The sequence below is a fragment of the Kineococcus sp. NBC_00420 genome (assembly GCF_036021035.1).
Lineage (GTDB): Bacteria > Actinomycetota > Actinomycetes > Actinomycetales > Kineococcaceae > Kineococcus.
On sequence record NZ_CP107930.1, the window covers coordinates 1977212 to 1990168 of the forward strand.

At 73.1% G+C, this 12957-nt stretch carries 14 protein-coding genes and 1 pseudogene; 7 read left to right on the forward strand and 8 right to left on the reverse strand.

Going from position 1 to position 12957, the window contains the following annotated elements; translation table 11 throughout:
- The first annotated feature begins 23 nt into the window (after nucleotides 1–23).
- Both OG218_RS09640 and argG read left to right on the forward strand, forming a co-directional pair.
- Complete coding sequence (locus OG218_RS09640) at nucleotides 24–914, forward strand: aldo/keto reductase (RefSeq protein ID WP_328292999.1); 891 nt, start codon at nucleotides 24–26, stop codon at nucleotides 912–914.
- A 65-nt stretch (nucleotides 915–979) separates the two neighbouring features.
- The gene (gene argG / locus OG218_RS09645) at nucleotides 980–2392 is read left to right on the forward strand and encodes an argininosuccinate synthase (RefSeq protein ID WP_328293000.1); all 1413 of its coding nucleotides are present in this window, start codon (nucleotides 980–982) and stop codon (nucleotides 2390–2392) included.
- 77 nt (nucleotides 2393–2469) lie between these two features.
- On the opposite strand, the gene OG218_RS09650 is transcribed toward argG, so the two are convergent.
- Genes OG218_RS09650 through OG218_RS09660 form a run of 3 tightly spaced genes read right to left on the reverse strand, consistent with a single transcriptional unit; the run spans nucleotide 2470 to nucleotide 6062 of the window.
- A complete protein-coding gene (locus OG218_RS09650; protein ID WP_328293001.1) occupies nucleotides 2470–2937 on the reverse strand; it encodes a YbaK/EbsC family protein in 468 nt (155 codons plus the stop codon).
- A gap of 24 nt (nucleotides 2938–2961) precedes the next feature.
- Nucleotides 2962–5853: a helix-turn-helix transcriptional regulator gene (locus tag OG218_RS09655; protein WP_328293002.1), complete on the reverse strand. Its 2892-nt coding sequence runs from the start codon at nucleotides 5851–5853 to the stop codon at nucleotides 2962–2964.
- A gap of 38 nt (nucleotides 5854–5891) precedes the next feature.
- Entirely contained in the window at nucleotides 5892–6062 is a 171-nt protein-coding gene (locus OG218_RS09660; protein WP_328293003.1) for a hypothetical protein, read from the reverse strand.
- A gap of 185 nt (nucleotides 6063–6247) precedes the next feature.
- Here OG218_RS09660 and OG218_RS09665 point away from each other — a divergent pair, with 185 nt between their 5' ends.
- Nucleotides 6248–6484: a hypothetical protein gene (locus OG218_RS09665; protein WP_328293004.1), complete on the forward strand. Its 237-nt coding sequence runs from the start codon at nucleotides 6248–6250 to the stop codon at nucleotides 6482–6484.
- 27 nt (nucleotides 6485–6511) lie between these two features.
- Complete coding sequence (locus tag OG218_RS09670) at nucleotides 6512–7129, forward strand: MBL fold metallo-hydrolase (RefSeq protein ID WP_328293005.1); 618 nt, start codon at nucleotides 6512–6514, stop codon at nucleotides 7127–7129.
- Between the two features lies 1 nt (nucleotide 7130).
- On the opposite strand, the gene OG218_RS09675 is transcribed toward OG218_RS09670, so the two are convergent.
- Entirely contained in the window at nucleotides 7131–8303 is a 1173-nt protein-coding gene (locus OG218_RS09675; RefSeq protein ID WP_328293006.1) for a winged helix DNA-binding domain-containing protein, read from the reverse strand.
- Nucleotides 8304–8352: 49 nt separating this feature from the next.
- Here OG218_RS09675 and OG218_RS09680 point away from each other — a divergent pair, with 49 nt between their 5' ends.
- Complete coding sequence (locus OG218_RS09680; RefSeq protein ID WP_328293007.1) at nucleotides 8353–8694, forward strand: nuclear transport factor 2 family protein; 342 nt, start codon at nucleotides 8353–8355, stop codon at nucleotides 8692–8694.
- Nucleotides 8695–8716: 22 nt separating this feature from the next.
- Nucleotides 8717–9292, forward strand: coding sequence for a hypothetical protein (locus OG218_RS09685; RefSeq protein WP_328293008.1), 576 nt, complete (start codon nucleotides 8717–8719; stop codon nucleotides 9290–9292).
- Here OG218_RS09685 and OG218_RS09690 read toward each other — a convergent pair.
- From OG218_RS09690 to OG218_RS09695, 3 genes and pseudogenes are all read right to left on the reverse strand, one after another.
- Nucleotides 9289–10596 carry an MFS transporter gene (locus tag OG218_RS09690; protein WP_328293009.1) on the reverse strand — a complete coding sequence of 436 codons (1308 nt, stop codon included), beginning with the start codon at nucleotides 10594–10596 and terminating at the stop codon, nucleotides 9289–9291. The two genes, OG218_RS09685 and OG218_RS09690, sit on opposite strands and share 4 nt — an antisense overlap.
- A 28-nt stretch (nucleotides 10597–10624) precedes the next feature.
- Nucleotides 10625–10916 (reverse strand): annotated as a pseudogene (locus OG218_RS26620) (ketoacyl reductase); the annotation flags it as partial.
- Between the two features lie 42 nt (nucleotides 10917–10958).
- Nucleotides 10959–11693 carry an SDR family NAD(P)-dependent oxidoreductase gene (locus OG218_RS09695; protein WP_328293010.1) on the reverse strand — a complete coding sequence of 245 codons (735 nt, stop codon included), beginning with the start codon at nucleotides 11691–11693 and terminating at the stop codon, nucleotides 10959–10961.
- Nucleotides 11694–11790: 97 nt separating this feature from the next.
- Here OG218_RS09695 and OG218_RS09700 point away from each other — a divergent pair, with 97 nt between their 5' ends.
- The gene (locus tag OG218_RS09700) at nucleotides 11791–12195 is read left to right on the forward strand and encodes a transposase (protein ID WP_328293011.1); all 405 of its coding nucleotides are present in this window, start codon (nucleotides 11791–11793) and stop codon (nucleotides 12193–12195) included.
- A gap of 258 nt (nucleotides 12196–12453) precedes the next feature.
- On the opposite strand, the gene OG218_RS09705 is transcribed toward OG218_RS09700, so the two are convergent.
- Nucleotides 12454–12909 carry a hypothetical protein gene (locus tag OG218_RS09705; RefSeq protein ID WP_328293012.1) on the reverse strand — a complete coding sequence of 152 codons (456 nt, stop codon included), beginning with the start codon at nucleotides 12907–12909 and terminating at the stop codon, nucleotides 12454–12456.
- Between the last annotated feature and the right edge of the window lie 48 nt (nucleotides 12910–12957).

Below are 12957 nucleotides of genomic sequence, written 5' to 3' on the forward strand. Positions count from 1 at the left end.
CCCACGCCGAGAGGGATCCCACGATGACCAGCACCGCCACGCTCGCGAGCCGCACCGTCCACCGCATCGGCTACGGCGCCATGCAGCTCGAGCGGCTCCACACCGACCGCGAAGCCGCGATCACCCTGATGCGCCACGCCTTCGACCGCGGCGTCGACCACGTCGACACGGCGCAGTTCTACGGCGACGGTTTCGTCAACGGCGTGCTGCGCGACGCACTGCGCCGCGACGACGACGTCCTGGTCGCGACCAAGGTCGGCGGCGAACCCAACCCCGGCGGCGCGATCGCGTTGCGACTGGCCCAGCGTCCCGAGCAGCTCCGGGCGAGCGTCGAGGCGAACCTGACGAGCCTCCGCCTCGACCGGCTCCCTCTGGTGAACCTGCGCCGGGCCGAGGTCGGACCGGGCCTCATCGCCGAAGGCGACCAGGTCGTCGACCTCGACGACCAGCTCGCCGTCCTGACGGAACTGCGGGACGCCGGGAAGGTCGGGGCGATCGGCCTGAGCAACGTCACCCTGTCCGACCTGCGACGGGCACTGCCCGTCGGGATCGCCTGCGTGCAGAACTCCTACAGCCTGGTGAGCCGCGGCAGCGAGGACCTCCTCGACCTCTGCACGACGGAGGACATCGCGTGGGTGCCGTACTTCCCTCTCGGCGGGGCGTTCCCGGGCCTGCCGAAGGTGATCGACGAACCGGCGGTTCGGGCTGCGGCACAGGCCCTCGGGGTCACTCCCGCCCAGGTCGGTCTCGCCTGGCTGCTGGCCCACACCGCCACCACCCACCTCATCCCGGGCACGGCGGACCTCGCCCACCTCGAGGCGAACCTCGCCGTCGGCGGGATCACGCTGGACGCCGCGACCCTGGCCGCGCTCGACGCCGTCCCGTCCCGCTCCGGTGACATCGCCGCGCCGTGAGACGGTCCTGTCCGTCGGTCGGCTGACGTTTGCATGAACATGCACTCTTGTGCATAATGTTCCGCATGTCCAAGGTGCTCACGTCCCTGCCCGCCGGCGAACGCGTCGGCATCGCCTTCTCGGGCGGTCTCGACACGTCGGTGGCCGTCGCGTGGATGCGCGAGAAGGGCGCGGTTCCCTGCACCTACACCGCCGACATCGGGCAGTACGACGAACCCGACATCGACTCCGTGCCGGGACGGGCCTCGGCCTACGGCGCCGAACTCGCGCGCCTCGTCGACTGCCGGGCCGCGCTGGTCGAGGAGGGCCTCGCCGCCCTGACCACGGGCGCCTTCCACATCCGCTCCGGCGGCCGCAGCTACTTCAACACCACCCCGCTGGGCCGGGCCGTCACCGGCACGCTGCTGGTGCGCGCGATGCTCGCGGACGACGTCCAGATCTGGGGCGACGGCTCCACCTACAAGGGCAACGACATCGAGCGGTTCTACCGCTACGGCCTGCTCGCCAACCCCTCGCTGCGGATCTACAAACCGTGGCTGGACGCCGACTTCGTCACCGAACTCGGCGGGCGCAAGGAGATGTCGGAGTGGCTGCAGGCCCGCGACCTCCCCTACCGCGCGAGCACCGAGAAGGCGTACTCCACCGACGCGAACATCTGGGGCGCCACCCACGAGGCCAAGCGCCTCGAACACCTCGACGTCGGCGTCGAACTGGTCGAACCCATCATGGGCGTCCGGTTCTGGGACCCCGCCGTCGAGATCGCGGCCGAGGACGTGACGATCGGCTTCGAACAGGGCCGCCCCGTCTCGATCAACGGTGAGACGTTCGAGAACGCCGTGGACCTCGTCCTGGCCGCGAACGCCATCGGTGGCCGGCACGGGCTCGGCATGTCCGACCAGATCGAGAACCGGATCATCGAGGCCAAGTCCCGCGGGATCTACGAGGCGCCGGGCATGGCCCTGCTGCACGCGGCCTACGAACGCCTCGTCAACGCCGTCCACAACGAGGACACCGTCGCGAGCTACCACAACGAGGGTCGTCGCCTCGGTCGCCTCATGTACGAGGGCCGCTGGCTGGACCCGCAGGCCCTCATGCTGAGGGAGTCGCTGCAGCGCTGGGTCGGCAACGCCGTCACCGGTTCCGTCAGCCTGCGACTGCGTCGCGGCGAGGACTACTCGATCCTCGACACCCAGGGACCCGCCTTCAGCTACCACCCGGACAAGCTGTCGATGGAACGCACCGAGGACTCCGCCTTCGGTCCCGTCGACCGCATCGGGCAGCTGACCATGCGCAACCTCGACATCGCCGACTCCCGCGCCAAGCTCGAGCAGTACGCGGGCATGGGCATGGTCGGCAGTTCCCAGGTCAGCCTCATCGGGGCCCTGGAGGCCGGTGGCGCGGAGGCGATCGCGTCCCGCGGCACGGGCAGCGGCGACGAACTCCTCGACCGGGCGGCCATGGAGGCCGGCACCGACTGACCCGCACCGACTGACCGGCACCGACTGACCGGCACCGACTGACCGGCACCGACTGACCGTCTCCGGGGGTCAGACCGTCACGGCGCGACGGTCACCGGTTCGGCGTCGCAGATGCGCAGCAGCTCGGAGTACGTCGTCGGGAAGACCGTGTGCGGGGTTCCCGCGGCGGCCCAGACGACGTCGTAGCGCAGCAGGTCGACGTCGATCACCGTCCGCAGGTGGGCCGGGTGCCCGAGCGGTGCGACCCCACCGATGGGCTGCCCCGTCGCGGCCCGGACCGTCGCCGCGTTCGGGCGGGTCAGCTTCTCCACCCCGAGGGCGGCCGCGGTGTGCTCCGGGTCCACGCGGTGCCCACCGCTGGTGAGGACGAGGACCGGCTCACCGTCGGCGAGGAACACCAAGCTGTTGGCGATCGCCCCCACCGAACACCCCAGGGCACCGGCGGCGTCAGCGGCCGTGCGGGCCGACGTCGTCAGTTCCACGACCTCACCACCCGCCCCGGCCGCGTGCAGGGCTTGCGACACGACTTCGGCGTTGCGGTGCACGCGAACTCCTGGGCTCGGGTGGAGCTAGTGGGACTCCTGTCGATCCTCACCCGGAGCGGATCGGGAGAGCAAGCCGCCGCGCAACCCGATCAACACCGCTTCGGCACGGGAGGATGCCCCGAGCTTGGCGAAGATCCGGGAGACGTGCACGCTGGCGGTCTTCTCGGCCATGAACAACTCCTCCCCCACCTGCCGGTTGGTGCGGCCGGCGGCGAGCAGGTCCAGGACCTGCAACTCCCGTGCGGTCAGCGGGCCGCGCCCGGGAGCGGCCGTGGCGCGCATCCGGCGGGCCAGGTCCTCCAGCGCCGCCGACAACGGCACGGCGCGCATCGCCGACGCCGCCCGACGCGCCTCGTCGAGGGCGAGCAACCCCTCCTCGCGCAGACCGGCCGCGCTGCACGCCTCGGCCAGACGACGCCGCGCCCGGGCCAGGTCGTGGACGTCGCCGTAGGAGAACTCCTCGACCGCGAGGCGCCAGGCCCGCACCTGCTCCACCGGGTCGCTCCCGCGGAACCGGGCCACCTCGGCGTGCGACGTCGCGAGCCAGGCGCGACCTTCCGGGCCCATCGTCCCCGCGCGCGGTTGTCCCACCTCGACGAGGTGCAGCACGCGGTCGTGGATGCGCTGCACCAGCGCGTCGTCGGTGGAACGGGCGTCCGCGAGCGCCGCGACGGCCTGGGCTCCCAGGCGCAGACCGCGCAGGTGGGCGGGGTTCTCGATGCCCTCGAAGCTGAAGAGGGCCTCGGTCAGCAGCCGGGCGGCACCGGCCGGATCCCCGCGCCAGCTCAGCACCTCGGCCTGCACGACGGTGACGGAGAGGCCTTCCTCGGGGTCGTCGGACCAGGCTGGGTCGAGCAGGGCGGCGACCTCGTCGAAGGCTCCGCGCGCGGCGAGGACCTGCGCCTGGACGACGCCGACGGCCGCGGCGGCCAGGTGGGGGGCCTGCGGCCCGATCGCCCGGGCCTGGCGCAGCGCGCGGTCGAACTCCCCGGTGACGAAGCTCGTCGTGACCTGCAGCCAGAGCAGTTGCAGGCCGTAGGGCGCCCAGGACAGCCCGACCGAGGCGGCCCAGGCGCAGGAGTCGTCGAGGACCTCCGCCGCACCCGCGAGGTCTCCCCGGTCGTAGCGTTCGACGGCCAGGTTGTACCGGGCCCGCAGGGCGGTGCCGAGGTGGCCGGCCTCCTCGGCCGTGCGGGCGGCGCGGGCGAAGAGCGCGTCGGCGTCGGCGAGCGCGCCGTCGAGGTTGTCGAGACCGCCGAGGGTGATGAGGACGTCGGCCTCGGCCCCCGCGAGGTCGCCCGACGTGGCGACCAGGGCGAGCGCGCGTTCGGCTTCCCGCCGGCACTCGGAGAACCGGTCGAGGTTCAGGTAGCACCGGGCGATCACGGCGGTGGCCCAGCAGACCGCGTGCGCCGCAGCGGGATCGTCGCCGCCCCGGCGTTGCGCCTCGCGGGCCTGGGTGATGGCCCGTTCCTGCTGCCCGCACCCCCAGAGCGCGGTGGCGCACTGCCGGTGGACCTCGGCGGCCAGCGCGGGCGCGGCGTCGTCGGGCAGGAGCTCGACCGCGGCGCGGGCGAGCAGGGCGGACCGTCCGGGATCCCCCGAGACCATCGCGAGGTCGGAGGCACGCGTGGTGAGTTCGAGGAGGGTCGTCCCGGACCGTCGGGCGGCGTCGGGTACGGCGTCGAAGAGCGGGAGGACCTCTTCGAGGTGTCGCCAGGCCTCGGCCGGGGCGCGCAACCGTTCGGCCTCGTCGGCGGCGGCGACACCCGCGACGAGCGCCCCGGCGAGGTCGTTGCTGCGGCGGGCGTGGTGGGCGAGTTCAGCAGCGGAGGCGAAGGAGTGTGTCGCGGCGGCGGAGCCGGTGATGGCGCGGGCGTAGGCGGCGTGCAGCCGGACCCGTTCACCGGGCAGCAGGTCCTCGTAGACGGCTTCCTGCAGCAGGGCGTGCCGGAAGGCGTAGCCGTCCTGGCCGTCGACGTCGAGCACCCGGAGGGCGACGGCCGTCCGCACCCGTGCGTCGAGGTCGTCGTCGGAGGTTCCCGTCGCGGCCCGCAGCAGGTCGTGCCGCACGCGGCGGCCGCCGACGGAGGCGGCCCGGACGAGGTCGGCCACCTCGGGTGGCAGCGTCTCGACCCGGGCGAGGACGACGTCGGCGAGGGCGGTCGGCAGGCGGCCACCGCGCACCGGCGCGGCGAGCAGGAGTTCCGCCGCGTAGTAGGCGTTCCCCTCGGCGCGCTGGTGGATGCGGCTCGCCGTCGTGGCGTCGACGTCGCGCCCGAGGAGGTCGCGCAGGAACTGACGCATCTCCTCACCCGTGAAGGGTTCGAGGGCGAGGCGCCGCACGGAGGCCAGCCGACCGAGTTCGGCGAGGACGGGCCGCAGCGGGTGACGCCGGTGCAGGTCGTCGGTGCGGACGGTGGCGACGACGAGGAGTCGTTCCTCCCGCACCCGGCGCAGCAGGTAGGTCAGCAGGTCGCGGCTGGCGCTGTCGGCCCAGTGCAGGTCCTCGAGGACGAGCACGACCGGCCGGTCCCGGGCGGCGGCGGCGAGGGTGGCGGTGACCGCGTCGAAGAGCTGCAGCGGGGACAGGTCGGAACGGGTCGGGCCCGGGCGGTCACCGAACCACCGGTCGGGGTCGTCGCCGCGCAACGGTTCCAGGGCTTCGACGAAGGGCAGGTAGGGCAGGGCCTCACCACCGGCGGAGGCGCAGTGGCCGAGGAGGACGGTGTCCCCGTTCCCGCGCGCGCGGTGGGCGAGTTCGGCGACGAGCCGGGACTTGCCGACCCCGGCGTCGGCCTCGACCAGGACGGCCCCGGAGGCTCCCGCGCGGGCCGCGCCGAGGGCTCCCTCGAGCACGTCGAGTTCCCGGGCGCGCCCCACGAGGCGGGTCGGGTCGGGCGGCAGCGCGGGCACGCCGGACATCGTGGCACCGAGAGGGGACGCGGGGCCGGTCAGCGCCGGAGCCGTCGCGTCCACCAGTGACGTCGCTGCGGCGGGCCCGCGGCGCGGCGGGCGGTGCGCAGCACCCGCACGAGGTGCTCGCGGGCGGCGAGGGCTTCGGCCTCCTTCCGGCGCTGGTCGAGTCCTCCGTGCAGTTCCCACTCCAGGGCGGTGAGGTTCATGCGGACGACGTTCCTGCTGAGGCCCGGGGGTGGTCGTCCGGCGTTCACGTCGCCTCGGCGCGCACTCCGCGCCTTAGTTACTTACAGTTCATGAGGTGGAACGCAGTGTCCTGAGGCGTGGACCGGCCCGGTCGACTTCGACGCTCGACCGTGCATCGAACCCGACGCCGGGCCACCATCGTGAGGTGGCCGTCTGGAAGTCCTTCATGGACCTCGTGCACCTCATCGGTGCGCTGGGGTGCCTCGCCCTGACCGGCGGGTTCGCCGCCGACGGCGAGGTCGCCCGAGCCGTCTTCTACGGCCTGCTGACCATGACCTTCGCCATCGGCCTGGCCCAGCGCCGGACCGCGCACGACCACGTCATCGACCTGCGCGAGAACGCCGCGACACCGGCCCTCCACCCGGTGGCCCGCCCGCGCTGAGCCGCCCGCGGTCGCTACGGTCGGGACATGAGCGCCACCACCACCAGCTCCGCCGAGGTCGACTCCGTCCACGTCGGGGACATGGACAACGTCGCCTACCTCGTGACCTGCCGCAGCACCGGCCGCCGCCTGCTGGTCGACGCGGCCGCCGAGCCCGCGAAGCTGCTGGAGTTCGTCGGCGGCCCGCTGGACCTGATCGTCACCACCCACCGCCACCACGACCACGTCGGGGCCCTCGCCGCGCTCGTCGAGGCCACGGGCGCCACCACCGCCGCGGGCGAGGACGACGCCGACCACCTGCCCCTCCCCGTGCAGCAGCGCCTCACGCACGGCGACGTCGTCCGCGTCGGTGACGTGGTCCTCGAGGTCGTGCACCTGCGCGGGCACACCCCCGGGTCCGTCGCCCTCGTCCTGCGCGACGCCGACGGTCCCGACCAGGTCTTCACGGGCGACTCGCTGTTCCCCGGTGGCGTCGGCAACACCCGCGGCGACGTCGCCGACTTCGCCCGGCTCCTCGACGACGTCAGCACGAGGTTGTTCGACGTCCTCGACGACGACACCGTCGTGCACCCCGGCCACGGGGCTCCCACGACGATCGGCACCGAACGCCCGCACCTGGCGCAGTGGCGCGAACGCGGCTGGTAGGTCACGGCGGGACGATCGGCTCCCGCATCGCCGCGGACGGGTAGACCGTCCCGACGCGCACCCCGCCGAGCCAGGACGTCAGACGCGCGGCCTCGGCCCGCAGCGCCTTCCGGGCGCGGGCGCCGACCTGCTCCAGCAGCCGCAGGTGCACCACACCCGCCTCGTCCTGCACCCAGCAGCCCACGACGCGCCCGTCGACCCAGACGGTCGTGCCGGCGTTGCCGTTGCGGTCGAAGAGCTGCTCGCGGTGCGGGCCGAGGTGGAACTCCCGCGCCTTCCAGCCCATCACGGTCGGGTCCAGCACCGGCAGCAGCGACACCCAGGCGCCCGGGTCGGGCGTCTCCTCGACGTCGTCGGGCAGGAGGTACCCGAGCGATCCGCCGTCCAGCGAGACCTCGACGGCGTCGAGTTCGCGCAGCGCCGCACGCACGATGGTCTTGGTCGCGCCCAGCCACCAGACGACGTCGTCCTCGGTCCCGGGCCCGAACGTCCCCAGCCAGCGCCGGACGAGTTCCCGGTAGCCCGCCTGCGCCGAGGTGGGTGCGGGAACCTCGCCCAGCCAGTCCGGGGTCAGCGTCCACCGGGGCCGCGACGTCCGCCAGTGCCCGGTGTTGACGCCCCGCACCACGTGTCCCGTCAGCCCGAGGTGGGTGAGGATCCGCGAGGCCGACCACGACGACCCCGGTGAGACCGAGACCTTGACGTCGATCATCGGCACCGCGAGCCGGACCTGTTGCGCCGTCAGGCCTTCCGGCGCGTCGGCGAGGACGGCGAGGACCTCCCGGCGGGCGCGGTCCAGCCACTCGTGGCCGTCCTGCGCGAGGTCCGCCTTCACGACGTCCTTCGCGATCGTCGCGCGTTCGGTGCCCGCGACCCGCGCCGACGCGCTCGGCCAGACGTGGGGCAGCAGTTCCCGCGGGAACACGAACAGCGTGCGCCGCATCGCGAGCTGCTTGACCAGGGTGCGGTCGACGTGGAGCGCCCGTTCGACGTCGGCGACCTGCAGGTCCCGTCCCCGCGCCCAGCAGGAGAGGTGCACCGTCGCCGGTTCCGTGGAGTGCAGGACCGTCATCGCCCGGGTGACGGCCTCCGGGCCGTCCAGCCGCGCCGCCGGCGCCAGGGCGTGCCGCCACGCGATCCGGGCACGGCGTTCGGCGTCGGTCACGTGGCGCACGACGCCATCCTCCACCGCGGCGCGGGGCCGGCGCTGCCAGGATCGGGTCGTGAACGACGTGGACGTGGTCCGGGACCTCGAGGTCGAACTGCTCTCCCCCACCGCCCGACGCTCCCCGGAGCGGTTGGGGCAGCTGCTCGACGCGGACTTCCGCGAGATCGGCGCCTCCGGTCGGGTCTGGTCGCGCGCCGAGACGATCGAGCTGCTGGCGGGCGAGGACCGGACCGAGCCGCTCCCGCACGCCGAGCTCACCGGGGAGGTCCTGGCCCCGGGCGTCGTGCTCCTCACCTACGTCTCCGACCCGACCGGTCGCCGCGCCCACCGGTCCTCGCTGTGGCGCCGGACCCCGGACGGCTGGAAGTTGCGGCACCACCAGGGCACGCTCTGCTGATCATCGGTGGGAGTCTTGGGCCATGGGACTGGGTGGAGCGCCGGACGAGTGGGCCGACTACGAGTGGTTCAGGCTCGAGGACGTCCCCGCCCCCGAGGTCGTCCGCGTCGGCCCGGACCCGGCCAGCGACGCGCTGCGCCTGCTCGTGCGGGACTACCCCGTGTGGGCCCAGCAGGGTGCCCAGCGGGTCCTGCTCGTCGACCTCGACAACCTGCGGGCCTCCCCCAGCCGGTTGCGCGCCCGGCTCGCCGTCGTCGTCGAGCTCGCCCGCCAGGCCGACCACGTGGCGCTCGCCGGGCAGGTGGGGGCGGTGGCCCGCTCCAGGCCGTGGCTCGAGGAGTTCGCCGACCGGGCCAAGGCCGTCCCGCAGGGCGCCGACGTGGCCGACTACGCGCTGCTGGCCGCGGCCGCGAAGGTGGCGGACCCGGTCGAGTTCCTCGTGGTGAGCAACGACGGGATCTTCGCCGAACTCGCCGAGCGCGGTGACCTGACGATCCTCTCCCCCGGGATGGACGCGCTCAGCGCCGGGCTGCACGGGGCCGCGAGCATGCTCGTGGACCTCGCCGCCCTCGAGGCCGAGGCGGCGCGGAGCCGTTAGTCCAGTGCCGTCCCGCGGGTCTCGGGGAGCAGGAAGCTCGCCGACGCGGCGATCGCGAAGGCCAGCGCGAACACCACGAACACGACCGCGCTGCCCCCGGTGCCCAGGAGCACCGGGACGCTCAGCGGGGCCAGGATCGAGGCGATCCGGCCGAAACCCGCCGCCGACCCGGTGCCCCGCCCGCGCACGGCCGTCGGGTAGACCTCGGGCGTCACGGCGTACAGCGCACCCCACGCCCCCAGGTTGAAGAACGACAGGGCCATCCCGGCCGCGAGGATCGTCGTCGTGGAACCGGCTGCGGCGTAACCCAGGGCGGAGAGGGCCGAGCCGACGAGGAACAGCGCCAGGGTCCGCCGCCGCCCCCACGTCTCGACCAGCACGGCCGCGACCGCGTACCCCGGCAACTGGGCGAGCGTGATGATCAGCGTGAACTGCAACGACCGGATCACGGTGAACCCGTCCTCGACGAGCAGGCTGGGGATCCAGGTGAACGCGCCGTAGTAGCTGAAGTTCACGAAGAACCAGACCAGCCACAGGCCCAGCGTGCGGCGACGCAACGTCGGGTGCCAGATCCCGTGCCCGCCGACCGGTCGCGGATCGGGCACGAGGTCCCCGGCGGGCCGGACCCCGGCGGCGGCCTCGAACTCCTCGACGACCGCGGTCGCCTCCGCGGTGCGACCCTTCGAGAGCAGGAACCGCACGGACTCCGGCAGCCCGCGGCGCACGACGACGGCGTAGACGGCCGGCAGCGCCCCGAGCGCGAGCGCCCAGCGCCACCCGTCCTCCGACGCCGGGACCAGGAGGTACCCGACCAGGGCGGCGAGGGTCCAGCCCAGCGCCCAGAACGCCTCCAGCGCCACGACGACCCGACCGCGAATCCGACGCGGTGCGAACTCGCTGACCAGGGTCGAGGCGACGGGTAGTTCCGCGCCCAGCCCGAGGCCGACGAGGAAGCGGAAGACCAGCAGGGCTCCCAGCGACCACGACAACGCCGCGGCGCCGGTGGCGATCCCGTAGACGAACAACGTCACCGCGAAGACCTGGCGTCGCCCGATCCGGTCGGCGAGCAGGCCGCCGAACGTGGCACCGAGAGCCATCCCGGCGAACCCGATCGACGCGATCCACGACAACTGCGTCGCGTCCAGGTGCCACTGCGCCTTGAGCGCGACGAGCACGTAGGCGACGAGGCCGACGTCGAAGGCGTCGAGCGCCCAGCCGACCCCGGAGCCGACGAGCAGGCGCCGGTGGCGGCGGGTGAAGGGCAACGTGTCGAGGCGTTGCGAGACGGTCGTGGGTGCGCTCACGTTCGCCAAGCCTAGGTGCTGGGCTCTGGACGGTCGCGACGCTCCCGGAGTCCACGCGGTGGTTGCTGCCGTCGACGAAACTCGCGCGCTCGGACCCCAGGAACGCGATGGGCGCGGCGAACTCCTCGGGTTCCCCTCGCCGTTTCAGCTCCGTGAACGGCCGTTCCTCGTCGAGGAAACTGATGATCGCCGCCTCGACGCTCGTGCCGAGTTCCACGGCGTCCTCGGAGACCAGCAGGACGATGCGTCCCCATCCTTTGCCGCACGCCGTCCAGGAACGTCCGCACCACCCGGACGGCGGCGGTGATCTGCAGGTCCATGCCGGTCACGCCGGGCACGGCCGGGCGAGGCCGCCCGGTGGACTACCGGGGCGCCCGGCGCCACACGGCGCGCGGCGTGACCGTCATCGCGGCGGCCAGGGCGCGCAGGGTGCCGGGAACCCAGACGACGTCGCGCCCGGCGGCCAGACCGGCCACCACGGCGTCGGCCACCTGCGCGGGATCGCTGGCCAGCGGCGCGGGCGACATCCCCGCGCTCATCCGCCCGACCACGAAACCCGGCCGGGCCAGCAGCAGGCGGACCCCGCTGCCGTGCAACGCGTCGGCGAGTCCGGAGGCGAAACCGTCGAGTCCGGCCTTCGCGGACCCGTAGACGTAGTTCGCCCGGCGCACCCGCGCCCCGGCGATCGAGGAGAACACGACGATCCGCCCGGACCGCAACGGCCGCAGCAGGTTCGCCAGGTGCGACAGGACGCTGACCTGGGCGACGAAGTCGGTGTGCAGGACGGCGAGGGCGTGCGCGACGTCGGTCTCGGCCCGCGCCTGGTCACCGAGGATCCCGAACGCGACGACGGCGTCGACCGCGCCGTGCCGGGCGACGACGTCGCTCAGCAGCGGTCCGTGCGAGCTGACGTCGTCGGCGTCGAACTCGACCGTCTCCACGCTCGCGCCCAGGGCGCTGAGCCGGGCCGATTCCTCCTGCAGTTCCCCGGAACGGCGGGCCGCCAGGACCACCGTCCGCGCCCCGGCCCGGACGAGCCGTTCGGCCACCTCGAGTCCGATCTCGCTGCGGCCACCGAGGAGCAGGACGGGGTTCATCCCGCCATCCTGCCGTGTCCGCCTCAGCGGCGTGTTGGGTTACCTCCGTTGACGGATCGTGATCATGGAAACGGTGGAGTGACGAGTCGCATGAGCCATGCATGCCGTCATCTCCAAGATCACGCGACTGTGCGCCTGCTCCTGCCCCACCAACGCCGAAGCGGTCTCTCCTCTGCGCCACGACTCCTCCCTCACCGACAGGCAGAGGGAGGTCCTGCGACCGCCCGTACCGCAACCAGATCCACGGCGGGGTGGCCGTCCGGGCACCTACCCGACCCGGCTCGTGATCGACTCGATCCTCTCCGTCCTGCGCACCGGGTGCGCGTGGCGGATATTGCCCCAAGACCTCGTCCCCGGGAACGTGGCCTACCGCTGGTTCGAGCACTGGACCGCCGCCGGGGTCTGGCACGACGTCCACGAGACCCTGCGCGACCGCCTGCGCATCGCCGACGGCCGTGGCCCCGCCCCCACCGTCGCCGTCCTGGACGCGCCACGACAGTGACATCGAGCACCCTTGCGGACTGCTCCAGCCGACCGTTCAGACCGACCCTCCTGAGGTGGTGGCCTGCCAGGGCCTGGACTGAGGTGTGGCGTCGGGTCCAGCGTTGCAGTTGGTCGCGTTCGTCGTCGGTGAGTACGAGCTCGGCCTTGGGGCGTCCAGTTCGAGGCATCGCCATCATCGTGCTTTGGTGGCGGATCTCCGGCGGAGGGGAGGAGAGGACTTGACGAGCTCGTGTTCTTCCTGGCGACCACACCGCGATCAGGCATTCACCACCACCGGATCGGGGCGGGTCGCCTCCACGTACAGGGTTGCGCTCCCGGCAACCAGCACCAGGACCTTCAGGTACAGAACACCTCCAACCGGCGGCATCCCCGACGCCGCGCTCTGGGCGGTGTTCGCCGTCACCGGGGTGGGGGTGGTGGCGCACAACCCCAGTCCCGACCAGGGCGTCGGGCACGTCTCCAGGGTGACCGACAGACCCAGGGATGAGTTCAGGCGGTAGGTGATGCTTCCCGGCAACCGGCTACCGGTGTTGGCGACGGTGTAGTAGCGCGCCCCCACAACTGATGCCGAGATGGTGACCGCTGGTCCGGGAACGTAGGGCGGTGTGCTCGACTGGGTGATCACGACCCCCCAGCTCGCCGACGTCAGGTCCGCGGTGGACGTCGCCGCGCTCGAGGACGCGGCGTGCGCAACGGGAGCCGACCACGTCACGCACGCCGTGATCGCCGCCCCCAAGCGCACACCTAGGCTCCATCCGCG